Below are 25,172 nucleotides of genomic sequence, written 5' to 3'. Positions count from 1 at the left end.
ATGCGCGACACCAACGGAGCTGGCAGCGCGCCTAGACCATCTGGCGCGGCGAAGGAACATTGCTTATCGCCTTGTCCATGCAAAGCCCATCCTTCGCTCGCCGTGCAGCGCTTCTTCTCGCGGCACTTTCGCTGCCGACCTCGGCGTTTGCCGATGCATTGGTCGACAATGTCAACGGCATCACGCTCGACCAAAATGGCAAAGTGGTGCGCTTCACCGGCGTTTTGATTTCGCCCGATGGCAAGGTGGTGAAGCTGCTCGCCGATAATGAGAAGCGCCCGGTCAAGCTGGACTGGCGCGCCGACGAACATGGCAAAGTCCTGCTGCCCGGTTTCATCGACGCGCACGGCCATGTGATGGAGCTGGGTTTTCGCGCGCTCGAGCTCGATCTGTCGGCGGCCAAGTCGCTTGAGGAGGCAAAGGCGCGGATTGCGGCTTATGCTGCGGCCAATCCCGACAAAAAGTGGATCATTGGCGGCGGCTGGAACCAGGAAGTGTGGGGTCTCGGTCGCTTCCCGACTGCGGCCGATCTGGATGCCGTGGTCAGCGATCGCCCGGTATGGCTGTCGCGCGCCGATGGTCATGCCAGTTGGGGCAATAGCGCGGCGCTGAAGGCGGCCGGGATTTCCGCCAAATCGGTCTCGCCCCCCGGCGGCCGCATCGAAAAGACCGGCTTGCAGCCCAATGGCGTGTTCGTCGATGCGGCGCAGGCGCTGGTCGAAAAGGTCGTGCCGCAGCCACTGCCCAAGGATCGCGATTTCGCTTTCCTGAAGGCGCAGGACATTTTGCTGAGCTATGGCATCACCGCGACCGCCGATATGGGGACCGGCATGGACGACTGGCTTGCCTATCGTCGTGTGGGCGATGCCGGCAATTTGCGCGTGCGCATCATGAGCTACGCCATGGGCGTGGACACCGCCATCCGCATCGGCGGGGCAGGGCCGACGCCGTGGCTCTATGGCGACAAGCTGCGCATGGGCGGCGTGAAGCTCTATGCCGATGGCGCGCTCGGGTCGCGTGGGGCATGGCTGAAAAAGCCGTATAGCGACGCCCCCGGGCAATCGGGCGCTGGCTTCCTCTCGGACGACGTGCTGCGCAATTACATGAGTCGCGCCGCGCTCGACCATTATCAGGTCGCGGTCCACGCCATTGGTGATCGCGCCAATGCCGAAGTGCTCGATGCGATCGACGACATGGTCGACACCTATAAGGGCGATCGGCGCTGGCGGATCGAACATGCGCAAATCGTCGACCCAGCCGATCTGCCGCGCTTCGGCAAGAACGGCATCGTCGCCTCGATGCAGCCGACGCACCAGACCAGCGATCGCACGATGGCCGAGGCGCGGCTGGGGCCGGATCGGTTGAGCGGAGCCTATGCCTGGGCATCGATGCTGAAGAACGGGGCGACGCTGGCGTTCGGATCGGATTATCCGGTCGAAAAGCCCGATCCGTTCGCGGGCTGGGCGGCGGCGTTCACGCGCCAGGATGCCGACGGGCAACCCTATGGCGGATGGCACCCCGAAGAGCGCATCACGCGCGAACAGGCATGGTGGGCCTATACTGGCGCTGCGGCCTATGCCGGTTTTGCCGAGGATAAGTTCGGGCGGCTGGGCGTGGGGCAGGGGGCCGATTTCATCATCGTAGACCGCGACCCGTTGCTGGCGTCGCCAACCGAGCTGCGCGCGACCAAGGTCGAGCAGACCTGGGTCGGGGGGCGCAAGGTCTGGGTGCGGCCGTAGCGTAGCGCGACCCGCCTGTCGCGCCGTCCCCGTCCCCGCCACCGTCACCGCCACCGCCACCGTCATGCCGGGCCCGTCCCGGCATCCACCGCGCCACGCTCTCGCCGGCGATCGTAGCGGACACCGGTGGACCCCGGCACAAGGCCGGGGTGACGGGTGGGGCGGAGTGTACGAAGTCGAGCGTGCAGCGCAGCTTCCCGCTCGCCAGCATCGCGCCGGTCCTGCTCCGCCGCAGGCGAGTCGGGTGCGGAAGTCCACAAAGTCCACGCTACGTCCCCGCTCTTTTGCCCCTCGCGCAAGGGTCCGACCGGTACGGCGGCGCTGTGGCGCGAGCGACGGATGGTGCGCGGCATGCAGCGAGCGTGGCACAATGCGGGGATGTAGGACAGGCTGGGTTGCCGGTGGACGGGGGATCGCGGCTTCGGCTCTCGAACGGCTGGGTTTGGTGGTTTGCCGACCGTCCGCTTTTTATTAGTCAGTGTCGGAATCAGGAATATCGCCCAAAAAACGAGCGAAAAGAACAACCAATCCCGCGAAGCAAAAATACTCTATCCAGATCAAGCTTATATAAATCCTCGCCTCGGCAGGACGAATGTAAAATATGAATATTAATAGCGCGAATATGTGAATTAACGACCATCCAACCACGAGCGGATAATACCAGCTTTTTACCTTGTACTCCCAAAAAGATCTAACCGATGCGACTGTAGAAGCGCACATCACCCCTGATATCTCACCACACCCTTCCCCAGTCCATTTTCCAATCAGAATGGCTGTGCCTACCCCAGCTAAGAGAGCTATGCATGCCCAAATAATATTAAGGCCTCCTGATTTACTGGTGGGCTGATTTAGTCCTCGGTCGCTTCTACGCAAAGTCATCTCAATCGGGCGCTTTCGATAAGCATTCAGGAGCATGGCTTTATTCGGCCCGACAAGTTTCGAGGATGAGAACCGGAGAAAGTCCATCAGAGCAGCGATTAGCACTACCCCGAGTATCGACGCGTTATCGAATGGCTGCAACTGGGCGATGCCCGACAAAAGAAAGGCCGCGACATCCCCCCAGATGGCGCGGCCCGGATCCGCCGGAGCGGAACGCTGTTCGGTTTGACGGAGTGACGCGATCAGGCGACTTCGGCGGAGGCCATCATCTCGTCGGGCTCGCGCAGAACGTAGCCGCGACCCCACACCGTCTCGATATAATTCTCGCCCTCGCAGGCCATCGACAGCTTCTTGCGCAGCTTGCAGATGAACACGTCGATGATCTTGAGTTCGGGCTCGTCCATGCCGCCATACAGGTGGTTGAGGAACATTTCCTTGGTCAGCGTGGTGCCCTTGCGCAGCGACAGCAGCTCGAGCATCGCATATTCCTTGCCGGTCAGATGCACGCGCGCGCCATCGACTTCGACCGTCTTGGCATCGAGGTTGACCGCGAGCTTGCCGGTGCGGATGACCGATTGGCTGTGGCCCTTCGAGCGGCGGACGACGGCGTGGATGCGCGCGGTTAGTTCTTCGCGGTGGAACGGCTTGGTGACGTAATCGTCGGCACCGAAGCCGAAGCTGCGCACCTTCGAGTCCATCTCATTGATGCCCGACAGGATCAGCACCGGCGTCTGCACGCGCGCGACGCGGAGCCGCTTGAGCACGTCATAGCCGTGCATGTCCGGCAAATTGAGGTCGAGCAGGATGATATCGTAATCATACAGCTTGCCGAGATCGAGGCCTTCTTCGCCCAGATCCGTCTTGTAGACATTGAAACCTTCGGTGGTCAGCATGAGCTCGATCGCCAAGGCGGTCGTCGGCTCGTCCTCGATCAGCAATACGCGCATCTGGGCGTTCCCCGTTTCTCGTCAGGCGTTCCGGGCCCCCTGCGGTCCGACTTGCCTCACACTCCATTAACCTCATCAGTGATGAAGGCAAAAGGTTAATTTCACATTAAGCGGCCTGAATCCACGAGTCGCGGGCATTCACTTAGGGATTTTTACGGAACACAGCGTCTTGAGGTGCTCGCTCAGATAGGCGATCAGCACCTCCACCCGCGCTGGCCGCAGCGTGCCGGGCGGGGTCATCAAGTGCAAGGCTCCCCCATAGGGAGTCCAATCCTCGAGGATGGTTTCGAGCCGACCGGTGGCCAAGTCGTCGCCGACGATAAAGTCCGGCAGCATCGCGATGCCCAGGCCCCGGCGGAGCGCCGGCAGCATCGCCTCGCCGCTATTGGTCGCGAGCGGGCCCTGCAGACGCACCGAGACCTCGGTCCCATCCGGCCCGACGAATCGCCACGGCGCGGTAATGTTGGTGTAGGCGAAACAGCGATGTTCGCCGAGTTGGCCCGGATGGGTCGGTCGGCCGTGCCGCGCGAGATATTCGGGTGCCGCCACAAGGTTGATGCGGATGTCGGCGAGCTTGCGCGCACGCAGCGAACTGTCGGGCAGCGAGGCGATGCGCAATGCGATGTCGAACCCTTCTGCGACGATATCGACGCGCGCATCGGACAGGTGGAGGTCGATCGTGATGCCTGGATGCAGCGCGAGAAAATCTGCGATGACCGGCGCGATGGCGATCAGCCCGAGCGACATCGGCGCGGCGACGCGCACCAGGCCGGTTGGTGCAGTTGCCGCGGCATGGGCAGCCTCTTCGGCGGCATTGGCTTCGGCCAGAATGCGCGCCGCATGTTCTGCCAAGGCCTTGCCATTCTCCGTGAGCGAGAGGCGGCGGGAGGTACGGTGGAACAGCGACTGTCCCAGATGCGTCTCGAGCCGCGTCACCGCTTTCGAAACCGTCGCTTTTGAAACGCCGATCGCATCCGCCGCGCCGCTGAAGGAGCGATGCTCGACCACGCTGGCGAAAATCGCCCAAGCTTCAAGATCGGGCAAGCGCATGGAAAAATCCTCGATAGAAACGTCTCCTCATTTGTAGATGGGGAAACGATAGGTTTCCAGCGTTTCCATTTACCGTGTGATCCAAAGCTCTATCTTGGCGGCAACAGAATTCCTCCGCTGGAGAAACACCGTGATCGAGAAACGCTCGTTCGAGAGCCTGGGCCATGCCGACCATGGCTGGCTCAATGCCCGTCATCATTTTTCCTTTGCCGATTATTATGAGCCCGCCCGGATGGGATGGGGCGCGATCCGGGTATGGAATGATGACGAGATCGCCGCCAATAGCGGCTTTCCGCCGCATCCCCACCGCGACATGGAAATCATCACCTATGTCCGTAAGGGGGCGATCACCCATCAGGATTCGATGGGAAATCAGGGCCGCACCGGCGCAGGCGATGTGCAGGTGATGAGTGCCGGCACCGGCGTGCGCCACGCCGAATACAATCTGGAGCAGGAGCCGACGACGCTGTTCCAGATCTGGATCGAGCCGACGCGGACCGGTGGATCGCCCAGTTGGGGTGCCAAGCCGTTTCCCAAGGACGATCGTTCGGGCAAGTTCGTGACGCTCGCCAGCGGCTTCGCGGAAGATGCCGAAGCTCTGCCGATCCGCGCCGATGCGCGCGTGCTCGCCGCGATGGTGCGGGCGGGCGAGAGCATCACGCATGACGTCCTGCCCGGACGCCACGCTTATCTGGTGCCCGCGACCGGATCGATCGAGATCAATGGCGAAACGTTCAAGGCGCGCGACGGTGCCGCGATGGATGGCGGCCAGACCGTGACGATCACCGCGCTGGAAGATGCCGAACTGGTGCTCGTCGATTCAGAATAACCCGTTTTCCTACCCCAACCCCCGCCCGCTCTCGGGAGGGGAGCAATGAAGAAGGACTGTACAATGACCAAGGTTCTCGTTCTCTATTATTCGTCCTATGGCCATATCGAGCAGATGGCGGATGCGGTTGCCGAAGGTGCCCGCTCGGCCGGGGCCGAGGTCGATATCCGCCGCGTGCCGGAAACCGCCCCGCAGGCGGTCATCGAAGCGGCCGGTTTCAAGACCGACACCGCCCATCCGGTGATCGAGGGCCCAGACGCCCTTGCCGATTATGACGCGATCATCGTTGGCGCGCCGACTCGCTTCGGCCGTATGCCAAGCCAGATGGCGTCGTTCTGGGATACCACCGGCGGTGTATGGTTTCAGGGCAAGCTCGTCGGCAAGGTCGGCGGCGCGTTCACCTCGACCGCCAGCCAGCATGGCGGCCAGGAAACGACCCTGTTCTCGATCATCACCAACCTGCTGCATCACGGCATGACGATCGTCGGTCTCGATTACGGCTTCCAGGACCAGATGGGCGTCGACAAGCTGCGCGGCGGTTCGCCTTATGGCGCGACCACGATCGCAGGCGGCGACGGCAGCCGTCAGCCCGAAGCGGAGGAACTGGCCGGTGCGCGCTATCAGGGCAAGCGCATCGCCGAAACGGCGGCCAAGCTTAGCGCCTGAGCTCCTGACTCCAGGGCGCTGCCATCGCTCCCAACAGGGGCGGTGGCGGCGTCGTGGCTGCCTTGCTGATCAGCAAGAGCGGCGGTTGCGGTGCAGTGGCGATCAGCCAGGCGTCGCGGTCGCTGGCAACACCCGGCTTTCCGGGGTAGGTCGTGCGCGCGCGGGCGAAGGTCAGGCGCGCGCGTGCCGCGCCCAACACGTTGACGCTCGCGCCGACCCAGCGCCAGTGCCACGGTTCCCACGTCACCCCTTGCGGGTTGCCATTGGGAAAGGACAGTTCGAAGCCATAGTCCGGCGCATGGGCAAGAAGCCAGCGCCCGGCGTTGGTGGCGGCGATACAGGCATCCACGTCCCGGCAATCGGCGGCGGGGCGCACCGCAAAGTCGATCGCATAGCCCGTGGCATGTTCGCTATAGCCGGGTGGCCCGACGAAGCGGGCGCGATTGAAGGGATCGGGGCAAATTCCGGGCCGGGCGTTACGGCAAAAGACCGCACGCTGATGCGCGATCGCGCGAAAGCAGGATACCGCATGGAGGACCCGGCCGACCCCCGGGGTCAGCGCTGCTGCAGTCAGCAGCCGGGCCAGATCCGGTGCCGCGTCGCGGTGGATAAAGCATGGTTGCCCAACCCCGAATCCCGCTGGCGCTTCGACCAGGTCGCCGCGCAGGGCCTCGGCATAGGGCAGATGGCCGAGCATGCGGCCGTCCGGCATAGGGGCGGGAAGATCGCTTTGCGGGGCAGCCGCAGTCAGGGCGAGAACGATGCCCATCGCCCCAAAAACGACCTGCGTTATCGATCTTCCGCATCTGCTCACAGGCACAATCTCTGGCATGTCGGCGCTAGCGGTGGCAAGAGGCCGAAATGCTCGCAAACCATGTTCTTTTTCTCGATGGCGAGGCACTCGTCATCGACAAGCCCGCCGGCCTCCCGGTCGACCGCCCGCGCGATGGCTCGCTTAGCCTCGAAAACCACCTCGACGGGCTGACCTTCGGGTTCAAACGCTGGCCGGTGCCGGTGCATCGGCTCGATCGCGATACGTCTGGTTGTCTCCTGCTGTCGCGCAATCCCAAGGCGCATGCCAGGCTGCAGCAGGCGTTCGAGCAAGGGCTTGTGCGCAAGCGCTATCTCGCCGTGCTCGATGGCGTGGTCGAAGGCGAAAGCGGATTGATCGACCTGGCGTTGGCCAAGGTCAGCACGATCGAGACGGGGTGGCGCATGGTTGGCGATCCCCTTGGCACCAAAGGCAGCAAGCCCTCGCGCACGGCATGGCGCGTGCTCGAGATCAAGGACGGGCGCAGCTTTGTGGAATTCATTCCCGAAACTGGCCGTACGCATCAGATTCGTGTCCATGCTGCCGAAGCGTTGGGCGCGGCGGTGATGGGCGACCCGATCTATGGCAAGGGCGAGGGTGCGACCCTGCTCCACGCCGCCGAATTGACCGTGCCGCGTGCGGGCAAGGAGCCGATTATCGCCAAAGCACCGTTGCCGGAGCGGTTTGTGGTGGCGGGGTTCAGCGAGGGCTGAGCGCTCGCCGATCGCACTCGGAAGAGTGGGCGAAGTTAAGAGATATTGTTCGCGCATCGGCCGGTCGTCGCGCGGGATATCAGGGCTTCTGCCAACCGCCGCCCAAGGCTTTGTACAAGGCTACCGCCCCGAGGACCCGGTTGAGGCGCGCGTCGATATAGCTGCTATGCGCACTTGCGAGGCTTTGCTGGGCCAGCAGGAGCGGGAGAGTGTCGGTGAGGCCGCCTTCGAGACCCTTGCGCGCCATCTCCGCTGCATTGCGCGAAGCGGCCAGCGCTTGGGTGCGTCTGGCCATCTCGATGTCCTCGCCGGAGACTGTCGCCAAGGCATCCTCGGTGTCTCCAAGCGCCTGCTGTACGGCGCGCGCATAGCCGGCAGCGAGCTCGGCGTAACGGCCATTGGCATAGTCGAGCGAACCTCGCAGTCGCCCGCCCGAAAAAATCGGCTGCAGCGTCGACAAACCGAAATTGAAGATCGCGGCAGGTGCACCCACCGCACTTGCCAGCGCGACGCTTTGCGCTCCACCTGTTCCGGTCAAGGCAATGGAGGGAAGGAAGTTCTTGCGGGCCACCGAAATATTGGCATTCGCAGCGGCGAGCAGGCGTTCGGCTTCCTGAACGTCCGGGCGACGCAGGAGCAAGTCGGCAGGAAGACCGCTTGCCACATGCGGGATCTTCACGGTTTCGAGCGAACCTCCCGTGATCGCAATCTCTTCGGGTGTGTGGCCGCTCAGGATCGCCAGCGCGTCGGCAAGATGCGTCCTTTGGATCTCGAGCGGGGCAATCGCCGCTTCGAACTGGGCGACGAGGGCGGTCTGCTGGGCCAGTTGCATACCCGTGACGAGCCCATGCTGTTGCTGGATACGCAGACCCTCCAATATGCGGGTCGCGCTTAGGACGTTATTCTTGGCGTCCGCGATCTTGTCTTGCACCGCGCAGAGCTGAAAATAGGTCGCCGCCACGCTGCTCGTCACGCCGAGACGCACCACCGCAATCGAAAAGCGCGCCGCCTGGCCGTTGGCGATGGCACTGCGTCGCGCGTCGTGAAGCTTGCCCCATAAATCTATTTCGTAGGAAGCGCTCGCGACGCCGAGCAACGGACTGTAGCGCCGCAGCGTGCCGGTGGGGCTGAGGCTGCGGATGGTCGATGCGCCCGGCTGGAGCGCGACCGTCGGCAGCAAGGCCGCACCCGCGATCCGCGCCTGCGCATCGGCTTGAACCAACCGCGCTTGAGCCTGGGCTATGTCCGTATTGAGCGACTGCGCGTCTGTGATCAGGCGTTCCAGTTCGGGGGCGTCAAATGCGCTCCACCAGTCGTCGCTCGGCCACTCTCCCTGGTTGGCGACCGGGTTGTTCCATTGCGCGGGGACGGTCGGGGCGGGCGGGACCGGGCGGGGGCCGAGCGCGCATCCCGCCAGCGTTGCGCTCGCGAGCAGAATACCGATGATCCGGTGCGGGTATGAGCAAGGAGACGACATTGCGGGACCCATCATGGCTGCGGCACCGGCTGAAGCGGCCCTGGTGAGGCCTTGCGGCGGCGGGACAGGCGATTGATTGCGAGAAAGACGGCCGGCGTGGTGAACAGCGTCAGTACCTGCGACAACATCAGTCCGCCGACGATGGCATAGCCGAGCGGCTGGCGGATTTCCGCACCCGCGCCCGTCCCGATCATCAACGGGATGCCGCCAAGCATTGCGCACAGGGTCGTCATCAGGATTGGCCGAAAGCGAGTGAGGCAAGCTTCGCGGATGGCTGCCTCGGGTGCCAAGCCTGCGGCTTCCTGCTCGACCGCGAAATCGACGAGCATGATGCCGTTCTTCTGCACAAGCCCGATCAGCAACACGATGCCGATAATTCCGATAACGTCCAGCGGGCGCCCTACCAGCCATAGCGTGAGCAACGCCCCCAGGCTGGCCGAAGGCAAGGTCGACAGGATCGTCAGGGGCAGGATCCAGCTTTCGTAGAGCATCCCCAAAATGAGATACACGACCACAAGAGCCAGCAGGATCAGGATCCCCTGGCCCGCAAGCGCGGACTGGAACGCCTGTGCATTGCCCGCGAACGATGTCTGCAAGGTGGGCGGCAGATGAAGCTGCGCCTGGACCTTCTGAACTGCGCTTACCGCAGTGCCGATGGACACGCCTGGCGCGAGATTGAAGGAAATGGTCGTCGAGGGGAAGCCACTCTGATGGTTCACCACCAGCGGGGCTGAGTCGGGCTGGATCGTGGCGACCTGCGACAGTGGGATTCGGTCGCCGTTCGACGCGCTGAGATAGATTTGCTGTAGCGAATCCGGTGTCGCCCGTTGTGCCGCAGCGAATTCGAGCACGACGAAATATTGGTTCACCGGAGTGTAGATCTTCGTCGCCGGGCGTTCGCCATAGGCGTCGTACAGCGCGGTATCGATGGTTTCCGGTGTGATGCCGAGGCGTGCAGCGGCGTCGCGGTCGATGGTGATCGCAAGTTGTGGCCCGTTGCTGCCCGCGTCGCTGGTCACATCGGTGACACCGGCGATCTTCTTGAAGGCCGACGCCACGCGCTGCGACCACTCGCTGAGTTCGGCGCTGTCGGCGTCGACCAGCGTGAACTGATATTGGCTCTTGGAGACTCGCGCGCCGATCGTAATGTCCTGCGACGCCTGGAGGTAGAGCTTGATCCCGGCGAGCCCTGCGACGGCCTTGTTCAACCGAGCGATGACCTGCTGTGCGCCGCCATCGGGTCCTCGATGTCCGAACGGCTTGAGCGCGATGAACATACGGCCCTGATTGGGGGCCGGGCTGCTTCCGCCCGGGCCGATATAGCTCGCGACGGTCTGGATTGCGGGGTCTTTTAGCAGGATGTCGACGAGCGCCGTCTGGCGGGCGGCCAGCCCCGTTGTCGAGATGTCGCCGCTGGCTTCGGTAATCCCGGCGATCATGCCGGTATCCTGCTCAGGAAAGAAACCCTTTGGGATCGTTACGAACAAGAGGCCGGTCAATGCGACCGTGCCGCCCATCGCGACGAGCGCGAGCCGCTGGTGGCGCAGTACGACGTCCAGCCCTTTGCCGTAACCCGCAGTCAGCCGCGCGAAGCCGCGCTCGAGCAAGGTATAGAGTCGGCCATGCCGGGCGTCGGCACGGCTTGGCTTGAGCAGAATGCTGCACAACATTGGTGTCAGGGTTAGGGAGACGATCACCGACAGGACGATCGCCGAAGCCACCGTCAGCGCGAACTCCTGGAACATCCGGCCGACCAGACCGCTCATCAGCAACAAGGGGATGAACACTGCAAGCAGCGATGTCGAAATCGCGAGGATGGTGAAACCGATCTCGCCCGCACCCTTCAGTGCCGCCTGGAACGGCGTCAGGCCTTGTTCGACGTAGCGGGTGATGTTCTCGATCATCACAACCGCATCGTCGACGACGAAGCCGACTGCGATCGACAGCGCCATCAGCGACAGATTGTCGAGGCTGAATCCGCACAGGCGCATCACGACGAACGTGCCAATGATCGACAGCACGACGGCTATCCCCGGGATCAGGGTGGCGCGTGGCTCGCGGAGGAAAAGAAAGATCGTGCCGATTACGAGCAGGACCGTCAGCAGAAGCGTGGACCGGACGTCGCTTACGGAGGCCTGGATCGTCGTGGTCCGGTCGGACACAATGCGGATCTGCACCGCCTTCGGAAGCGATGCCTGCAGCTTGGGCAGCGCCGCCCGGATTTGCGCGACCGTCTGGATCACGTTCGCTCCGGCTGCCGGAAAGACGTTGAGGATGATGGCCGGCTTCCGGTTGAACCAGCCGGCAAGCTGGGTGTTTGCGGGCCCGATCCGCGCGCTGCCAATGTCAGAGATGCGGATCGGTGCGCCGTTGCGATAGGCGATCACCACATCTGAAAAGCCCTTTTCGGTATCGAGCTGGTCGTTGGTCGACAGGCCCCAGGTCTGGCGGTCGCCGCGGATCGTTCCTTTGGCGGCTTTGAGCGTGCTTTGCTGAAGCGCCGTACGCACGGTGGCCATTGTCAGTCCGTGGCTCGTTAGGGCAGCCGGGTCGACTTCGACCCGCATGGCAGCCTGCTGCTGTCCACCGATCGTGACCAGGCCGACGCCGGGCATCTGCGATAGGCGACCGAACAGGACACTCTCGGTATAATCGTCGACCGTGGTCAACGGCAGCGCGTCGGACGTGATTCCCAGGATGAGGGCGGGCGGGTCGGCCGGGTTGACGAGGCGAAAGCTTGGCGGCGCGACCAGCGTCGGCGGCAAACTCGCCTGTGCCGCGATCAGCGCTTGCTGCACGCCAAGCGCCGCCTGCTGGGCCGAAACGTTTGGCGCGAACTGCAATGAAATCTGCACAAAGCTGAGTGCGCTCGAAGATGTCATCTGGGTCAGGCCCGGGATCTGCCCAAGCTGACGCTCCAGCGGGGTTGCGACCGCAGCGGCGTTGGTGGTCGCGTCCGCGCCTGGTAGCTGTGCGGTGACCTGGATTGTCGCGACGCTGACGTTCGGCAACGATTCAACCGGCAGCTGCAGATAGGACAGAATGCCGGCGAGCAGCAGCGCTATCGCAAGCATCATCGTCGCCACCGGGCGCCGGATGAAGGGGCCCGACAGCCCGCCCGATGGAGTCAGCTCCGATGCCTCGGGCGCGCTCATTGAACGATGCCCAGCCGGTGAGGGTCATCCGATCGCACCGGGGCGGAGGCGGGATTGGCCTGGGCCGTCACCACCGCCCCGGGAGTCAGCGCGAACTGGCCGTCGGTAACCACGGTTTCGCCGCCGACCAGGCCGGCGGTTACGATCGTTCGATCACCCGTCGATGCTCCGGCCTTGATCGGCTGCATGCGCGCGTGACCGTTGGACACCAGCCAGACGAACGTCGCTTGCGGGTTCCGCTGAACCGCGCTGGACGGGATTGTTATGACACCGGGCCGGATGCCCAGTTCGAGCTGTGCATGTACCAATTGTCCGGGCCAGAGCTTGCGGTCGGCATTCGGCAGGACCGCTTTGAGAAGCACGGTGCCGGTTGCCGGATCGATCTGGTTGTTGAGAACGACCAATTCGCCGGATTCGAGAACGGGTCGTCCATCGCCTTGCGTCGTGACGGCGACTTTCAGGTTCGTCCGCGAGCCAACCACTGCGCGCTGGATTGCATCGAGATCCTTTTGCGAAACCGAAAACAGCATGGCAATCGGCTGCACCTGCGCGACCGTCACGATTCCGGCGGCGTCCGACGGGCCGACCAACGCTCCGGGATCGGCTTTGCGCAGACCTGCCACGCCCGAAATGGGCGAACGGATTGTGGTGTAGGCGAGCGACAGGCGGTCGCGCGTTAGGACCGCGCGATCACCTGCCACGGTTGCGGCAAGTTGGGCGACCTGGGTTCGGTAGGCAGCGACTTGTTGCGCGGATGCAAGCCCTTGCGAGACGAGCGGCGCGTTACGCTCGAGCAGATCACGCGCCCCGTCCAGCGCCGCGCTGTCGCGCGCGAGTTGCGCCCGATCGGCCTCCAGCGCCGCCTGCAAAGGGCGCGGATCGATCTGTGCAAGCGGCTGACCGGCCTTGACCGTCTGTCCCTCGGCATAGAATAAACGGGTGATCCTGCCACTGGTCTGCGCGCGTGCATCGACAGTGTAATAGCCTTGCAGCTGGCCCGGGGCACCAAGCGTTACGGGCTGATTGCCGCGCTGAACGACGGCGGTCACGACCGGGACGGCGGGCACCCGTTCCGCGGCGGGAGACGCGCTACAGGCTGCCAAACTCGACGCTATGCCGACGAGCGCCAAATGCGTTAGCTCGCGCCGCTTTCCCCGATGCATCACAGGCCTCCGATGCGCGGCCGGGGCCATGACGTTCGTGACCCCTCAACCGACGACGGTGTTCTTTTTAGGCAGCGATGTGGATTTGTAATTTATACGAAGGTTGGGCGCGGTTTTGGGTTCCTGTCACCGAGACCGCCGGGCCAATGCAGCGGACGTGTTACCCGAATCGCCCACGTTGGAGATGGTGCCGGCTGCAGGGATCGAACCCGCGACATCCAGTTTACAAAACTGGCGCTCTACCAACTGAGCTAAGCCGGCACGTCGCACGCTCAATGCGTCAGGATATGCCGAAGGTCCAGCCCTCCGTGCGTGCGATTTGTGCGGTGAGGGCAGGCGGATGCCAAAATTCCGGGTGTGCGCGATTGGCGCGCAGCCACGCCGCAGTCAAAATCGCGTCGGTGGCATGATCGGTATAGCGCGGGAGAGGAAGGTGCGGTGCGCTGCCGAGCACGCCAAGCGCGACGTCGAGTGCGGCAGGATCGCGCAGTTTGCTGAGGCCCTTGCGCACACCTGCGGCGCGGGCCGCGATGGTGGTGTAGATCTCCACCACGCACGCGCCGGCGGTTGGAGCGGGATCGAACGGCCATATGGGCACCTCCGTGCCGAGATGATAGAGCAGACGCATCCCGGCGAAGCTCGCTTTGGCGACCTGCGCGGCACCGATCGCATCATAGACCGTCGAGGGTTTGCCGAAGCCTGCGGCATTGTGATGCGCTTCACAGCGGCGGAAGTGGAGGAAGTCGGCCTTGGTCCCGTCGCGCGCACCGAGATAGAAATGCGTGCCGCGCCGTGCTTCGAGGAAGGAGGCTGCCCCGAGATCGGCGTCGGGCGCATGCGCGTCGACATAAGCCCAGAAAGCGCGGGCGGTGGTTGGCGTGTCCTCGCCGGGTAGATACGCCCCGCGCATCACATAAGGCGGCGCGAAGCTGAAATCGAAGCCGACCAGCAAGGGCGTATCCGCCTGATCGCGCAACCAGTGCAGGATGTCGGCGCGCGACCAGATGCCGCGCGGCGGGGAGACGAGGGTAGGGGCGGCGGTGCCGGTTTCGCACAGCGCCAGCGCGATGCCGGGGTGGCGCGCGCCTTTGGCACCGGACCAGTCGATCGCGGCGAAGCGTGAGAAATACGCCGGTGTCACGCTTTCTTGCGGGGCTTGGCGGCCTTGCGCGCAGCGGCCTGGTCGCGCGCACGGGAGATCATGTCCTGTACGCGGGTAGGATCGGCGCTGTCGTACCGGACCAGCACGGCGGGCCAGCCTTCATAATGCGGCGTCTGCCAGAAGGTCGCTGGGTCGGTTTCGAGCAGCATTTCCTTGGTATCCGAGTCGATCGAGAGGACGAACGAACCTGCCTCGCTGCCGATCGAGACGAACGCCCGCCCGTTCGACGCGACCTTGATCGCCGGGCCGCCATAATGCGTCCCGGCCACGGTGTCGGGCAGCGTCAGCGCAAAGGCGGCGAGCGACTCCCAGTCCTTCATTCCTCCCCCTTCAGGCTGGCCCACCACGCCATGCGTTCGGCGATGCGCTTTTCCATGCCGCGTTCGGTCGGCACATAGAAGGTCTGCGGTGCCATCTCGGTCGGCCAGTAATTCGCGCCCGAAAAGCCCTCGGCGGTATCGTGATCATAGGCATAGCCCTTGCCATAGCCGATATCCTTCATCAGCTTGGTCGGCGCGTTGAGGATATTCTCGGGCGGCATCAGCGACCCCGTCTCGCGTGCCGATTTCCAGGCCGCCTTTTGCGCCTTGTAGGCGGCGTTCGATTTGGGCGCGGTGGCGAGATACAGGCACGCTTGCGCGATCGCCAGTTCGCCCTCGGGGCTGCCGAGGAAATCATAGGCGTCCTTGGCGGCGAGGCATTGGGTCAGCGCATTGGAATCGGCGAGGCCGATATCCTCGACCGCCATCCGCACCATGCGGCGCAGCAGGTAAAGCGGCTCCTCGCCCGCAGTCAGCATCCGCGCCAGATAATAAAGCGCGGCTTGCGGGTCGGATCCGCGCACCGCTTTGTGCAGCGCGGAAATGAGGTTGTAATGCCCCTCGCGGTCTTTGTCGTACACCGCGACGCGGCGCTGCAGAAAGGCCGAGAGCCCGGCGGGATCGAGCGGTTCGGGCAGGTGGACCGCGAACAGTGTCTCGGCCTGGTTGAGCAGGAAGCGCCCGTCGCCATCGGCGCTGGCGATCATCGCGTCGCGCGCTTGCGGGGTGAGCGGCAGCGGGCGTTCCTCCACCTGCTCGGCGCGGTCGAGCAATTTGCCGAGCGCGGCATGGCCGAGCCGGTGCAGGATCAGCACTTGCGCGCGGCTCAGCACGGCGGCGTTCAATTCGAAGGACGGGTTCTCAGTGGTCGCGCCGACCAGCGTGACCGTGCCATCCTCGACATAAGGCAGGAAGCCGTCCTGCTGCGCGCGGTTGAAGCGGTGGATTTCGTCGACGAACAGCAACGTGCGCTTGCCGATTTTCGCGTGATCGCGGGCTTCGGCAAAGGCTTTCTTGAGATCGGCAACGCCCGAGAACACCGCCGAGATCGCCATGAAGCGCAAGCCAACGGCATCGGCGAGCAACCGGGCGATCGTCGTCTTGCCCGTGCCGGGTGGGCCCCACAAAATCATCGAGGACAGGCGTCCCGCCGCGACCATCCGCCCGATTGCGCCTTCGGGGCCGGTGATGTGATCCTGCCCCACCACCTCGGCCAGCGTCGTCGGGCGCAGCCGGTCGGCGAGCGGGGCGGTGTCGCTCGGCTGGTCGGCGGCGGGGGGATCGAAGGTCGCGAACAGGTCGGGCATCATTTTCCTCGGGCGGGTAAGGCCAAGATAGGGTTTCCCCAAAAAAATGCACGAACCCCTTGCGTCGATGCAATCAAGATATATCTTAGTGCCATCGTGTTATAGAAAGGAACGATATGTTTGTATTTGTAGAACGCGGCGGTCGCGGAGACCGTGGCTGTCATCCAGGTCGTAAAGGCATGGCGATGGGCGGGCGCTTTGGTGGCGGCTTCGGCGGCGGGTTCGGGCGTGGCCATGGTCATGGGCACGGCCGGGGCGACGGTGAGGGGCGTGGTGGCCCGCGCGGTCGGCGTATGTTTGACAGCGGCGAATTGCGGCTGGTGCTGCTCAAGCTGATCGCCGATGAGCCTCGCCACGGCTATGACCTGATCCGCTCGATCGAGGAGTTGACCGGCGGTGCCTATGCGCCGAGCCCGGGGGTCGTCTATCCCACGCTCACGTTGCTCGACGACATGGACCTGATCGAGGCGCGGCAGGCCGAAGGGGCCAAGAAGCTGTTCGCGGTCACCGAAGCCGGCACCGCGCATCTCGCCGAGAATGCGGAACAGGTCGAGGCGCTGTTTGCGCGTCTTGCCGAGGTCGGCGCAGAACGCGCGCGGACCGACAGCGCCTCGGTGCGCCGGGCGATGGGCAATTTGCGCGAGGTGTTGATCCACAAGCTGCGCAGCGAAGATGTGGCGCAGGAAACCCTGCACGAAGTCGTCGCGCTGATCGACGAAGCCGCGCAGAAGATCGAGCGGCTGTAAGCATGACCCGGCTTCAGCTCCTCCGCCGTCGCCTCGCAAATGCCGCGGCTGCGGCAGGGGCTGAGCCTCCCCTTCGGAGACGTGATATGACCCTGAGCACAACCGCACGCGTGCCGACCGCGCATGCGAGCAAGTACCTTCAGCAAACCTGCAAGCATTGGGAGCACAATCTGGCGGTGGTCTTCACCCCGGAGCACGGCACGATCGTGTTCCCAAAGGATGCGCGCGGGGCCAATTTCCCGGGCGATGCCACCGTCACCTTCGATGCCGAACCCGATGCTCTTTTGGTTCGGATCGAGGCTAGCGCCGTCGAACAGCTCGAAGCGTTGCAAGGCGCGGTCGCGCGCCATGTCGATCGCTTCGCCTTTCGCGAGGCACCGCTCGCTTATGAGTGGCGCTGAACGCGCGCGTCATGCGGCGCGGCGGGCGAGCACCTTCAAATAGGTGTCGAGCACCGTCTGGTTGATGCGTTCCCACTGATAGGTCGCGGCTTCGGCATGACCGGCGGCTCCGGCGGTGCTGCGAAAGCCATGGTCTTCGCAGAAGCGCTGCAGGGCGTCGGCATAGCCTTCGATGTCTGTCGGCGGCACGATCAACCCGGTCACGCCGTCGGCGATCAGGCCGACGGCGCCACTGGCGCGCGCGGCCACGACGGGTACGCCCGCAGCCATGGCCTCAAGCGTCACATTGCCGAAGGTCTCGGTCACGCTGGGATTGAAAAACACGTCCATCGACGCGACCGCCTTGCCCAGATCATCGCCGGTCAGATAGCCCGCGAACACCGCATCGGGCACTTCCTGCGCGAACCAGTCGCGTGCCGGGCCTTCGCCAATCACCAGCGTCTTGTGCTTGACGCCGCGCGCCTTGAGCGTGCGGAGGGCTGCGGCGAAGACATCCAGTCCCTTTTCTTTGACCAGGCGCCCCAGAAAGCCGACCGCAACTTCGTCATCGCCGATGCCGAGGCCCCGCCGCCAGGCGAGGTCGCGCTGCGCGGGGTTGAAGCGATCGTGGTTCACCCCGCGCGACCAGCGCGTCACCGGGGTGGGCACCCCCCATTCGCGCAAAATCTCGCCCATCACCTGGCTGGGTGCGAGCACTTCATCGACGCGGCTGTAGAAGCGCTTTTGAATGCCGATCATCGGCGGCACCAGAAACCCCAGGCCGTAATAGCTCATATAGGTCTCGAACCGCGTATGGTACGAAGCGACCCGGGCGATGTTATGCTTTTCGGCATAATTGAGCGCCTTGTGCCCCAGGCGGTCCGGTGCCGAAACGTGGATCATGTTGGGGGCGAACGCATCGAGATCGCGCCGCACGCGATTGCCCATGCCGCGCGTGAGCTTGTATTCGCCGCGCAGCGGGATCTTGATCGATGGCGCGCTGACCAGGTCGCCGGTCGGCGGGAATGCTGGGGTGCGGCTTGTCGGTGCATAGATTCGCACCTTCACGCCGCGACTAAGCAGATAGCCGACCAAGAGGTTGAGGGTCTGGTTGGCACCATCACGGGTATAGTTATAATTGCCGCTGAACAGGGCTACGCGGAGATCGGACGCTTCCATCGTGCCGGGCCATAGCGAAGCTATCGCCGGATGACTATCTCTCGCGTCAAAGGAGTTTTTGCGCCGATGACCGACCTTTCCGCCTTTCCGATCACACAACGCTGGCCCGCCGCTCATCCTGACCGGCTGCAACTCTATTCGCTCCCCACGCCCAATGGTGTGAAAGTGTCGATCATGCTGGAAGAGACGGGGCTGGCGTATGACCCGCATCTGGTCGATTTCGCCAAGGACGACCAGCACAGCCCCGCCTTCGAATCGCTCAACCCCAATGGCAAGATCCCCGCGATCCTCGACCCCGATGGGCCCGGCGGCAAGCCGCTCGCTTTGTTCGAATCCGGCGCGATCCTGCTCTATCTGGCGGAAAAGACCGGCAAGTTCCTCCCCAGCGATCCCGCTGCGCGCTGGCAGGCGATCCAGTGGGTGATGTTCCAAATGGGTGGGGTTGGCCCGATGTTCGGCCAGGTCGGCTTCTTCGTGAAGTTCGCGGGCAAGGACTTTGAGGATAAGCGCCCGCGCGATCGTTACGTGGCCGAGGCCAAGCGCATTCTGGGCGTGATGGACCGCGTATTGGCGGACAAGACCTGGTTCCTGGGCGATGACTATACGATCGCCGATATCTCGATGCTCGGCTGGGTGAACGGCCTGGTCGACTTTTACGGCGCGGGCGAGCTGGTCGGCTTCGACCAGTTCACGCACGTAAAGGCGTGGCTCGAACGCGGCCTCGCGCGCCCGGCGGTGCAGCGCGGTCTGGCGATCCCGGCGCGGGGGTAGTCAGGCCGACGGCGCGTCCGAAAAGCCTTCATACCACACAGCAATTGCGTTGTTGTGGGCGAGCCACGGCGCGGGTGCGGTCTCCTGGACCGCGTCCCCGTGCTGGTGCCATCCGCCGAGCGAGCAGTGAATGATCGCCTTCACCCGCGCGATGCCATGCTGGGTCGTATCCAGCGCGGTGACGATGCCGATATGGCCATCATGCGTCCGGCCATCGGTGCCGGTATAATCTGGGTAGACCAGGAAGCTGCCGACAACCGGCTCCGGCAAGGCGCGAAAATAGCCGGTTGAGGATAGACCATCGGCGTGGATCGCGGTGGTCTCGAACCAGCCGCCATTGATCTTCTTGTACAACGGGTGGTTGACGATGCGCGATTGCGGCGGAACCGACGGGAAGCGGATGCTCCAATAGACAAAGCCGCTGCAATCGAGCTTGCCATTGGAAGGGATGGTCGCGGCGGCGAAGGATGGCATGGTGCCGGGGCTCTTATATTCGGTCTTCTTGCCAAGCCCGCTGCGCGCGCGCGTAATCGCCGTTGCCGAATCCATTGTGCTTCCCCTGTTCCCGGCGCGGGGTCGTGCTCGACGGTCAGCCCCGCGACTCGCGCGCTAACAAGGCGGCGTCCCGATTCCGTGAAAAACGCGTGCGCCGGGCGGGTGGACGACACGACCCACAACGAAATTTGTTCCCCTCTCGTTCCGGTGTTGCTACATCGCCGCTCATGGCAAAACTCCAAAAGCGCTACGTCTGTCAGGCCTGCGGATCGGTGTCGCACCGCTGGCAGGGGCAATGCGCCGATTGCGGGGAATGGAACACGCTGGTCGAGGAAGCCCCCGCCACCGTCACCCCGTTCCAGGCCAAGCATAATCTGCAGGGCGGCGGGCGCGCGTTTCAGCTCGTCAGCCTTGATGCCGAAATCTCGCTACCCGATCGGCTCGCCACCGGCATTGCCGAGCTTGATCGCGCGCTCGGCGGCGGGTTCGTCGAAGGGTCCGCTACCCTGATCGGCGGCGATCCCGGCATCGGCAAATCGACGCTGCTCCTGCAAGCGGCCGCGAAGATGGCGCTGGCCGGGCTGCCAGTCGCCTATGTCTCGGGCGAGGAAGCGGCCGATCAGGTGCGTTTGCGCGCGCGGCGGCTCGGGCTCGGCCATGCGCCGGTGATGCTGGCGGCGGCGTCCTCGACGCGCGACATTCTCACCACGCTCGGCCAGGCGACGCCGCCTGCCTTGCTGGTGATCGATTCGATCCAGACGATGCATAGCGATTTGATCGAGGGGGCGCCGGGCACCGTCAGCCAGGTGCGCGCCTCGGCGCAGGAATTGATCCGCTTCGCCAAGGAACGCGGCACTGCGGTGGTGCTGGTCGGCCATGTCACCAAGGACGGCAGCATCGCCGGCCCGCGCGTGCTCGAACATATGGTCGATACCGTGCTGAGCTTCGAAGGCGAGCGCAGCCACCAATATCGCATCCTGCGCGCGATCAAGAACCGCTTTGGCGGCACCGACGAGATCGGCGTGTTCGCGATGGTGGCGGAAGGGCTGGCCGAAGTCTCCAACCCCAGCGCCTTGTTCCTCACCCAGCGCGAGGAAGGCATGACCGGCACGACGGTGTTCCCCGCGCTGGAAGGCACGCGGCCGGTATTGGTCGAGATTCAGGCGCTGGTCGTGCGCTTGGCGAGCGGCGCGACGCCCAGGCGGGCGGTGGTCGGCTGGGACAGCGGGCGTCTCGCCATGGTGCTGGCGGTGCTGGAGGCGCGCTGCGGGCTCAGTTTCTCCTCGAGCGAAGTCTATCTCAACATTGCGGGTGGCTACCGCGTGCAGGACCCGGCTGCCGATCTGGCGGTGGCGGCGGCACTCATCTCGGCGCTGTCGGAACGCCCGGTGCCCGCCGATGCGGTGGTGTTCGGCGAACTGGCCTTGTCCGGAGAAATCCGCCCGGTCGCGCACGGTCCGCTGCGCTTGAAGGAGGCGGGCAAGCTCGGCTTCGAACGCGCGCTGCTGCCCGCGGCGGTGACGGACGACAAGAGCGGGTTGAAGTTGAGCGGATTCGGCACGCTGGCCAGCTTTGTGGAGCATATGCTGGGGCGGTGAGGGGGCGTTGCGCCCTCCCACAAGCCTTCCACTGGTGGAGCGTAATGACTCTTGGTCGCATCCTCTCCCTGCCCTGTCCGTAGCTCCCTGTCCGTAGCTCTCCGTCCGTTCGTTTCGAGCGTAGTCGAGAAACCTGGCACAGCGCTTGTGGCTCTTTCTCGACTACGCTCGAAACGAGCGGGTTGAGGAAAGCACTCCCCCAAACCCCGTAACCCCCAACACGCCCGCACCCCACTCGACTTCCACCGTCCCACGCTTGTAAGACGCGCGCCATGCATCTTACCGCCCTCGACATATTGGTCCTGCTCGCCGTTGGCGGTGCCGCCACGCTCGGCATCACGCGCGGCTTCGTCACCGAAGTGCTTTCGCTGTTCGCCTGGGTCGGAATCGTGTTTGCGATCAAGCTGTTCCATGTCCCGCTGACTCATGCGTTGACCGGCGTGGTCGGCACGACGACGGGCGCGGCGGTGCTCGCCTTCGCGATTCTGGCGGGCGGCACGTATTATGGCGGGCGCATGGTTGCGCGGGCGATCGGTGCCCGTACCCGCGATTCGGTGCTGGGGCCGGTCGATCGCGCGCTCGGCTTCGGCTTTGGCGCGCTCAAGGGCTTGATCCTCGCGAGCCTGGCTTTCCTGCTGGTGGTGCTGATGACCGACACCGTCAGCGGCGGCCCGGCGCATCGCCCCGAATGGTTGACCTCGGCCAAGGTCTATCCTTTGCTCAACAGCACCAGCGCCAGCATCGCCGATTTCGTCGATCGCCGCCGCAAGGGCGAGCCGGTGTTCGGGCATGGCGCGAACGTCGCCGACTCCGATCGCGCGGGCGAGTAGCGATTTCTCGGTCCCTGGCCGCGCAAAGCGGCGCAGAACATCCCATCGCCGGGGTGACGAATCCCCCGGCATGCCCTACATCCGCTGCATGAACGCGCCGCTCTACAACACCGAAATCCTGCGGCTCGCCGCCACCATTCCGCATCATCAGCGCTTGCCAAGTCCAATGGCGACCTCAGAAAAACGTTCGCCGATCTGCGGCAGCCGCGTGACGGTGGATATCAATGTCGATGCTGAGGGGCGCGTATCCGACCTCGGTCTGCTGGTGCGCGCCTGTGCGCTGGGTCAGGCCTCGTCGTCGCTGATGGGCGCGGCGGTGATCGGCAAATCCGCCGCTGAGATCGCCGCTGCGCGCGATGCGCTGGCCGCCTGGCTCGCGGGGCAGGGGCCGTTGCCCGACTGGCCCGGCTTCGAATTGTTCACGCCTGCACTGCCGCACAGCGCGCGGCACGCGTCGATCCGACTGGCCTTCGAAGCGGCCGCCGAAGCCGCCGCCGCTGCCGCCGCAAAGGCACCGGCATGAACGAATCGCTGCTGCTCGATGGCGTCATCCTCGGTGGCTTTGCGCTCGTTTTCGTCCTGATCTTCCGCCGTTTCGGCCTCGGCGCGACGCTCGGCTATCTCGTCGCGGGCGCGGTCGTCGGGCCGCAAGTGCTGCATCTGGTCGGCAATGCCGAATCCAAGATCGGCGTGGCCGAACTCGGCATCACGCTGCTGTTGTTCATCGTCGGGCTGGAACTCAATCCGTCGCGGCTATGGGCGCTCAAGAAGGAAATCTTCGGGCTCGGGCTATTGCAGGTGGTGCTGTGCGGGCTGGCGGTCACCGGCCTCGTCGCGGCGGTGCATTTCTCCTGGTCGGCGGCGTTGGTGCTAGGGTTGCCGCTCGCACTTTCCTCGACCGCGCAGGTGTTGCCGATGCTGCAATCGGCGGGGCGCCTGCGCACGCCCTTTGGCGAGCGCGCCTTTTCGATCCTGCTGTTCCAGGATTTGTCGATCGTGCCGCTGATCACGCTGGTGACGGTGCTGTCGCGCAATCCGGCGGACGCGCATGGCCCGCCGGGCTGGCAATTGTTCCTGTCGACCGTGCTCGCCGTGGCCGGGCTGGTGCTCGCCGGGCGCTTCCTGCTGCGCCCGCTGTTCCGCATCATCGGCAATCTGGGGGAGCGCGAGATGTTCGTGTTCGCCGCGTTGTTCACGGTGGTGGCCGCGGCGGCGATCATGGAGGCGCTTGGTCTGTCGACAGCACTGGGCGCATTCGTCGCGGGCGTGATGCTGGCGGACAGCCCGTATCGGCATGAGCTGGAGGCCGATGTCGAGCCGTTCCGCTCCATCCTGCTCGGCCTGTTTTTCCTCGCGGTCGGCATGATGCTCGATTTGCACGCGATCGCCGAGCGGCCGTTCTTCGTGATCGGCATGGCGCTGGCGCTGATCGCGACCAAGGCGGTGATCATCTTCGGCATCGGTATGGCCTTTCGCATGAAGTGGCGCGCCGCGCTCGCGCTCGGGCTGCTGCTCAGCCAGGGTGGCGAGTTCGGCTTCGTGCTGTTCGCCCAGGCGCAGCGTGCCTTCCTGATCGCGCCCGAGGCGGCGAGCCTGTTCGGCGCGATCGTCACGCTGTCGATGGCGACGACGCCGTTCCTGATGATGATTACCAAGCGCATCCGCGAAGAGCCGGTCGTCGCGGGCGAGCGTGACGGCCCAAAGGCCGACGGGGCCAATGCGCTGATCGTCGGCTATGGTCGCTTCGGCCAGACGGTGGCGCAAATGCTGATCGCGCAAGGCGTGCCGGTGACGCTGATCGACACCGATATCGAGATGATCGATGTCGCCAGCGATTTCGGGGCCAAGGTCTATTATGGTGACGGAACGCGGCTGGATTTGCTGCGTCAGGCGGGTGCGGGCGAGGCGGAGCTGATCCTGTTCTGCATGGATGGCGACCAGATTTCGCCTGATCTCGTTACCGGGGTCCACAACGCCTTTCCCAAAGCGTCAATCTACGTGCGCGCGTTCGATCGTCGCGCGGTGATCAAGCTGAAGGGTGCCCCGGTCGATGGCGTCGTGCGCGAAGTGCTCGAATCGGCGGTGAAAATGGGGCGCATGGCGCTTGAGAGCATCGGCGTGGACCATGCCGAGATCGATCGTACCGAGGACATTTATCGCCGCAACGACAAGGAACGTCTGCGCGTGCAGTCCGAGGCGGGCGACATTCGCGCGGCGCGTGGCATCATGATTACGCAAGATCAACGCGCCGGGCTGAGCGAGGAGCAGGCAGGATGAACTGGATCGCCCTTCTGGCGGCGCTGTCGGGCGCGATTGCGGTCGGCGCGGGCGCGTTCGGCGCGCATGGGGCAAGCGGTCAGGCGGCCGAGTGGCTGAAGACCGGCGCGCACTATCAACTGATCCACGCAGTTGTGGCGTTGGTGGCGTGGCGGATGGACGTGCGCGGCCCGGCGTGGTTGTTCATCGGTGGCGGCGCGATATTCGCCGGAACGCTGTATGTGATGGCGCTGGGCGCACCCCGCTGGCTGGGTGCGGTGACGCCGATCGGGGGTGCGTTGCTGATTGCCGGGTGGCTGTGGCTGGCCTGGTCGGCGGCGCGGACGGTGTGACGCCGACGCGAGGAGCCCTTTAAGTGGCGCGCACCAAGCTCAGCGTTTGCGCAAGAAAAAGGCGATTCGGGTCCGAGCAAGAGGCGCGGTCGCTGGCACAGGCGAGTGATCTTGTGCTCAGGCCCTATCGGTGCGATCGCTGCGGGGCGTTTCATTTGACCAGCCGGACCAAGGGTAAGCGTGTGCCGCGTCCGGCGGTGTGACGGACGGTTCGACGGGACGGCAACGACGGCAACCTTCCCACGTCATGCCGGGCTTGTCCCGGCATCCACCATACAGGGTCTCTGCGATCGATTGTCTCGTATCGCGGTGGACCCCGGCGCGAGGCCGGGGTGACGGTGCGCTA

The 25,172-nt window shown here is 64.5% G+C and carries 24 protein-coding genes and 1 tRNA gene; 12 read left to right on the top strand and 13 right to left on the bottom strand.

The window, feature by feature from the left end:
* Positions 1-77 precede the first annotated feature (77 nt).
* Complete coding sequence (locus ACP7BL_RS04835) at positions 78-1,739, top strand: amidohydrolase (RefSeq protein WP_426257766.1); 1,662 nt, start codon at positions 78-80, stop codon at positions 1,737-1,739.
* Positions 1,740-2,860: 1,121 nt separating this feature from the next.
* Here ACP7BL_RS04835 and ctrA read toward each other — a convergent pair.
* Together ctrA and ACP7BL_RS04825 are read right to left on the bottom strand one after the other, a co-directional pair.
* On the bottom strand, positions 2,861-3,565 hold the full coding sequence (gene ctrA, locus ACP7BL_RS04830; RefSeq protein ID WP_033963959.1) for a response regulator transcription factor CtrA: 705 nt from the start codon (positions 3,563-3,565) through the stop codon (positions 2,861-2,863).
* A 138-nt stretch (positions 3,566-3,703) separates the two neighbouring features.
* On the bottom strand, positions 3,704-4,615 hold the full coding sequence (locus tag ACP7BL_RS04825) for a LysR family transcriptional regulator (protein ID WP_033963958.1): 912 nt from the start codon (positions 4,613-4,615) through the stop codon (positions 3,704-3,706).
* A gap of 130 nt (positions 4,616-4,745) precedes the next feature.
* Between ACP7BL_RS04825 and ACP7BL_RS04820 the strand changes: the two genes are divergently transcribed.
* Together ACP7BL_RS04820 and wrbA are read left to right on the top strand one after the other, a co-directional pair.
* Positions 4,746-5,444 carry a pirin family protein gene (locus tag ACP7BL_RS04820; protein ID WP_126849114.1) on the top strand — a complete coding sequence of 233 codons (699 nt, stop codon included), beginning with the start codon at positions 4,746-4,748 and terminating at the stop codon, positions 5,442-5,444.
* Positions 5,445-5,507: 63 nt separating this feature from the next.
* Positions 5,508-6,110: an NAD(P)H:quinone oxidoreductase gene (gene wrbA / locus ACP7BL_RS04815; RefSeq protein ID WP_126849115.1), complete on the top strand. Its 603-nt coding sequence runs from the start codon at positions 5,508-5,510 to the stop codon at positions 6,108-6,110.
* On the opposite strand, the gene ACP7BL_RS04810 is transcribed toward wrbA, so the two are convergent.
* Positions 6,100-6,879, bottom strand: coding sequence for a M15 family metallopeptidase (locus ACP7BL_RS04810; RefSeq protein WP_426257765.1), 780 nt, complete (start codon positions 6,877-6,879; stop codon positions 6,100-6,102). The two genes, wrbA and ACP7BL_RS04810, sit on opposite strands and share 11 nt — an antisense overlap.
* A gap of 92 nt (positions 6,880-6,971) precedes the next feature.
* Here ACP7BL_RS04810 and ACP7BL_RS04805 point away from each other — a divergent pair, with 92 nt between their 5' ends.
* On the top strand, positions 6,972-7,634 hold the full coding sequence (locus ACP7BL_RS04805) for an RluA family pseudouridine synthase (RefSeq protein ID WP_426257764.1): 663 nt from the start codon (positions 6,972-6,974) through the stop codon (positions 7,632-7,634).
* A 79-nt stretch (positions 7,635-7,713) separates the two neighbouring features.
* Here ACP7BL_RS04805 and ACP7BL_RS04800 read toward each other — a convergent pair whose 3' ends face one another.
* The 8 genes from ACP7BL_RS04800 to ACP7BL_RS04765 all read right to left on the bottom strand — a co-directional run bounded on the left by ACP7BL_RS04800 (position 7,714) and on the right by ACP7BL_RS04765 (position 16,460).
* Positions 7,714-9,111 carry an efflux transporter outer membrane subunit gene (locus ACP7BL_RS04800; RefSeq protein ID WP_426257763.1) on the bottom strand — a complete coding sequence of 466 codons (1,398 nt, stop codon included), beginning with the start codon at positions 9,109-9,111 and terminating at the stop codon, positions 7,714-7,716.
* An 11-nt stretch (positions 9,112-9,122) separates the two neighbouring features.
* Positions 9,123-12,266, bottom strand: a complete 3,144-nt coding sequence (locus tag ACP7BL_RS04795) for an efflux RND transporter permease subunit (protein WP_209515309.1) — start codon at positions 12,264-12,266, stop codon at positions 9,123-9,125.
* Entirely contained in the window at positions 12,263-13,315 is a 1,053-nt protein-coding gene (locus tag ACP7BL_RS04790; RefSeq protein WP_171010472.1) for an efflux RND transporter periplasmic adaptor subunit, read from the bottom strand. Before ACP7BL_RS04790 ends, ACP7BL_RS04795 begins: the two co-directional genes overlap by 4 nt.
* A 299-nt stretch (positions 13,316-13,614) precedes the next feature.
* Positions 13,615-13,690: transfer RNA gene (locus ACP7BL_RS04785), tRNA-Thr, on the bottom strand.
* Between the two features lie 19 nt (positions 13,691-13,709).
* The gene (locus ACP7BL_RS04780; protein ID WP_426257762.1) at positions 13,710-14,570 is read right to left on the bottom strand and encodes a hypothetical protein; all 861 of its coding nucleotides are present in this window, start codon (positions 14,568-14,570) and stop codon (positions 13,710-13,712) included.
* A complete protein-coding gene (locus ACP7BL_RS04775) occupies positions 14,567-14,911 on the bottom strand; it encodes an MmcQ/YjbR family DNA-binding protein (protein ID WP_426257761.1) in 345 nt (114 codons plus the stop codon). The genes ACP7BL_RS04780 and ACP7BL_RS04775 overlap by 4 nt, the downstream gene beginning before the upstream one ends.
* Positions 14,908-16,218 (bottom strand): replication-associated recombination protein A, encoded by a 1,311-nt coding sequence (locus ACP7BL_RS04770; protein ID WP_426257760.1) that lies wholly within the window; start codon positions 16,216-16,218, stop codon positions 14,908-14,910. Before ACP7BL_RS04770 ends, ACP7BL_RS04775 begins: the two co-directional genes overlap by 4 nt.
* On the bottom strand, positions 16,218-16,460 hold the full coding sequence (locus ACP7BL_RS04765; protein WP_426257948.1) for a hypothetical protein: 243 nt from the start codon (positions 16,458-16,460) through the stop codon (positions 16,218-16,220). Before ACP7BL_RS04765 ends, ACP7BL_RS04770 begins: the two co-directional genes overlap by 1 nt.
* On the opposite strand from ACP7BL_RS04765, the gene ACP7BL_RS04760 reads away from it, so the two are divergent.
* Both ACP7BL_RS04760 and ACP7BL_RS04755 read left to right on the top strand, forming a co-directional pair.
* Positions 16,398-16,964 carry a PadR family transcriptional regulator gene (locus ACP7BL_RS04760; RefSeq protein ID WP_426257935.1) on the top strand — a complete coding sequence of 189 codons (567 nt, stop codon included), beginning with the start codon at positions 16,398-16,400 and terminating at the stop codon, positions 16,962-16,964. The genes ACP7BL_RS04765 and ACP7BL_RS04760 overlap by 63 nt on opposite strands.
* 86 nt (positions 16,965-17,050) lie before the next feature.
* Entirely contained in the window at positions 17,051-17,365 is a 315-nt protein-coding gene (locus ACP7BL_RS04755; protein WP_426257759.1) for a DUF2218 domain-containing protein, read from the top strand.
* A gap of 9 nt (positions 17,366-17,374) precedes the next feature.
* Here the strand turns inward: ACP7BL_RS04755 and ACP7BL_RS04750 are convergent, their stop codons facing one another.
* On the bottom strand, positions 17,375-18,523 hold the full coding sequence (locus ACP7BL_RS04750) for a glycosyltransferase family 4 protein (RefSeq protein ID WP_010403467.1): 1,149 nt from the start codon (positions 18,521-18,523) through the stop codon (positions 17,375-17,377).
* 66 nt (positions 18,524-18,589) lie between these two features.
* On the opposite strand from ACP7BL_RS04750, the gene ACP7BL_RS04745 reads away from it, so the two are divergent.
* Positions 18,590-19,294 carry a glutathione binding-like protein gene (locus ACP7BL_RS04745; protein ID WP_426257758.1) on the top strand — a complete coding sequence of 235 codons (705 nt, stop codon included), beginning with the start codon at positions 18,590-18,592 and terminating at the stop codon, positions 19,292-19,294.
* Here the strand turns inward: ACP7BL_RS04745 and ACP7BL_RS04740 are convergent, their stop codons facing one another.
* Entirely contained in the window at positions 19,295-19,843 is a 549-nt protein-coding gene (locus ACP7BL_RS04740) for a hypothetical protein (RefSeq protein ID WP_209515303.1), read from the bottom strand.
* 173 nt (positions 19,844-20,016) lie between these two features.
* Between ACP7BL_RS04740 and radA the strand changes: the two genes are divergently transcribed.
* The 5 genes from radA to ACP7BL_RS04715 all read left to right on the top strand — a co-directional run bounded on the left by radA (position 20,017) and on the right by ACP7BL_RS04715 (position 24,826).
* Positions 20,017-21,387 carry a DNA repair protein RadA gene (radA, locus tag ACP7BL_RS04735; protein ID WP_209515300.1) on the top strand — a complete coding sequence of 457 codons (1,371 nt, stop codon included), beginning with the start codon at positions 20,017-20,019 and terminating at the stop codon, positions 21,385-21,387.
* A 272-nt stretch (positions 21,388-21,659) separates the two neighbouring features.
* Positions 21,660-22,217: a CvpA family protein gene (locus tag ACP7BL_RS04730; protein ID WP_033963942.1), complete on the top strand. Its 558-nt coding sequence runs from the start codon at positions 21,660-21,662 to the stop codon at positions 22,215-22,217.
* Positions 22,218-22,305: 88 nt separating this feature from the next.
* Positions 22,306-22,740 (top strand): iron-sulfur cluster assembly scaffold protein, encoded by a 435-nt coding sequence (locus ACP7BL_RS04725; protein WP_033963975.1) that lies wholly within the window; start codon positions 22,306-22,308, stop codon positions 22,738-22,740.
* A complete protein-coding gene (locus tag ACP7BL_RS04720) occupies positions 22,737-24,494 on the top strand; it encodes a cation:proton antiporter (protein ID WP_126849128.1) in 1,758 nt (585 codons plus the stop codon). Before ACP7BL_RS04725 ends, ACP7BL_RS04720 begins: the two co-directional genes overlap by 4 nt.
* Positions 24,491-24,826, top strand: coding sequence for a DUF423 domain-containing protein (locus ACP7BL_RS04715; protein ID WP_426257757.1), 336 nt, complete (start codon positions 24,491-24,493; stop codon positions 24,824-24,826). The genes ACP7BL_RS04720 and ACP7BL_RS04715 overlap by 4 nt, the downstream gene beginning before the upstream one ends.
* Positions 24,827-25,172: the final 346 nt, after the last annotated feature.

The sequence above is a fragment of the Sphingomonas sp. DC1600-2 genome (genome assembly GCF_049897605.1).
GTDB lineage: Bacteria > Pseudomonadota > Alphaproteobacteria > Sphingomonadales > Sphingomonadaceae > Sphingomonas.
This window is presented reverse-complemented; position numbering and strand designations above follow the sequence as displayed.

What these genes read in the sequence shown, in the direction of transcription:
- ACP7BL_RS04835 (WP_426257766.1), top strand. Translation starts at nt 78, where the DNA reads ATGCAAAGCCCATCCTTCGCTCGCCGTGCAGCGCTTCTTCTCGCGGCA.
- ctrA (WP_033963959.1), bottom strand. Translation starts at nt 3,565, where the DNA reads ATGCGCGTATTGCTGATCGAGGACGAGCCGACGACCGCCTTGGCGATC.
- ACP7BL_RS04825 (WP_033963958.1), bottom strand. Translation starts at nt 4,615, where the DNA reads ATGCGCTTGCCCGATCTTGAAGCTTGGGCGATTTTCGCCAGCGTGGTC.
- wrbA (WP_126849115.1), top strand. Translation starts at nt 5,508, where the DNA reads ATGACCAAGGTTCTCGTTCTCTATTATTCGTCCTATGGCCATATCGAG.
- ACP7BL_RS04810 (WP_426257765.1), bottom strand. Translation starts at nt 6,879, where the DNA reads ATGGGCATCGTTCTCGCCCTGACTGCGGCTGCCCCGCAAAGCGATCTT.
- ACP7BL_RS04805 (WP_426257764.1), top strand. Translation starts at nt 6,972, where the DNA reads ATGCTCGCAAACCATGTTCTTTTTCTCGATGGCGAGGCACTCGTCATC.
- ACP7BL_RS04800 (WP_426257763.1), bottom strand. Translation starts at nt 9,111, where the DNA reads ATGTCGTCTCCTTGCTCATACCCGCACCGGATCATCGGTATTCTGCTC.
- ACP7BL_RS04795 (WP_209515309.1), bottom strand. Translation starts at nt 12,266, where the DNA reads ATGAGCGCGCCCGAGGCATCGGAGCTGACTCCATCGGGCGGGCTGTCG.
- ACP7BL_RS04775 (WP_426257761.1), bottom strand. Translation starts at nt 14,911, where the DNA reads ATGAAGGACTGGGAGTCGCTCGCCGCCTTTGCGCTGACGCTGCCCGAC.
- ACP7BL_RS04770 (WP_426257760.1), bottom strand. Translation starts at nt 16,218, where the DNA reads ATGCCCGACCTGTTCGCGACCTTCGATCCCCCCGCCGCCGACCAGCCG.
- ACP7BL_RS04760 (WP_426257935.1), top strand. Translation starts at nt 16,398, where the DNA reads ATGGCGATGGGCGGGCGCTTTGGTGGCGGCTTCGGCGGCGGGTTCGGG.
- ACP7BL_RS04765 (WP_426257948.1), bottom strand. Translation starts at nt 16,460, where the DNA reads ATGACCATGGCCACGCCCGAACCCGCCGCCGAAGCCGCCACCAAAGCG.
- ACP7BL_RS04755 (WP_426257759.1), top strand. Translation starts at nt 17,051, where the DNA reads ATGACCCTGAGCACAACCGCACGCGTGCCGACCGCGCATGCGAGCAAG.
- ACP7BL_RS04750 (WP_010403467.1), bottom strand. Translation starts at nt 18,523, where the DNA reads ATGGAAGCGTCCGATCTCCGCGTAGCCCTGTTCAGCGGCAATTATAAC.
- ACP7BL_RS04745 (WP_426257758.1), top strand. Translation starts at nt 18,590, where the DNA reads ATGACCGACCTTTCCGCCTTTCCGATCACACAACGCTGGCCCGCCGCT.
- ACP7BL_RS04740 (WP_209515303.1), bottom strand. Translation starts at nt 19,843, where the DNA reads ATGGATTCGGCAACGGCGATTACGCGCGCGCGCAGCGGGCTTGGCAAG.
- radA (WP_209515300.1), top strand. Translation starts at nt 20,017, where the DNA reads ATGGCAAAACTCCAAAAGCGCTACGTCTGTCAGGCCTGCGGATCGGTG.
- ACP7BL_RS04730 (WP_033963942.1), top strand. Translation starts at nt 21,660, where the DNA reads ATGCATCTTACCGCCCTCGACATATTGGTCCTGCTCGCCGTTGGCGGT.
- ACP7BL_RS04725 (WP_033963975.1), top strand. Translation starts at nt 22,306, where the DNA reads ATGAACGCGCCGCTCTACAACACCGAAATCCTGCGGCTCGCCGCCACC.
- ACP7BL_RS04720 (WP_126849128.1), top strand. Translation starts at nt 22,737, where the DNA reads ATGAACGAATCGCTGCTGCTCGATGGCGTCATCCTCGGTGGCTTTGCG.
- ACP7BL_RS04715 (WP_426257757.1), top strand. Translation starts at nt 24,491, where the DNA reads ATGAACTGGATCGCCCTTCTGGCGGCGCTGTCGGGCGCGATTGCGGTC.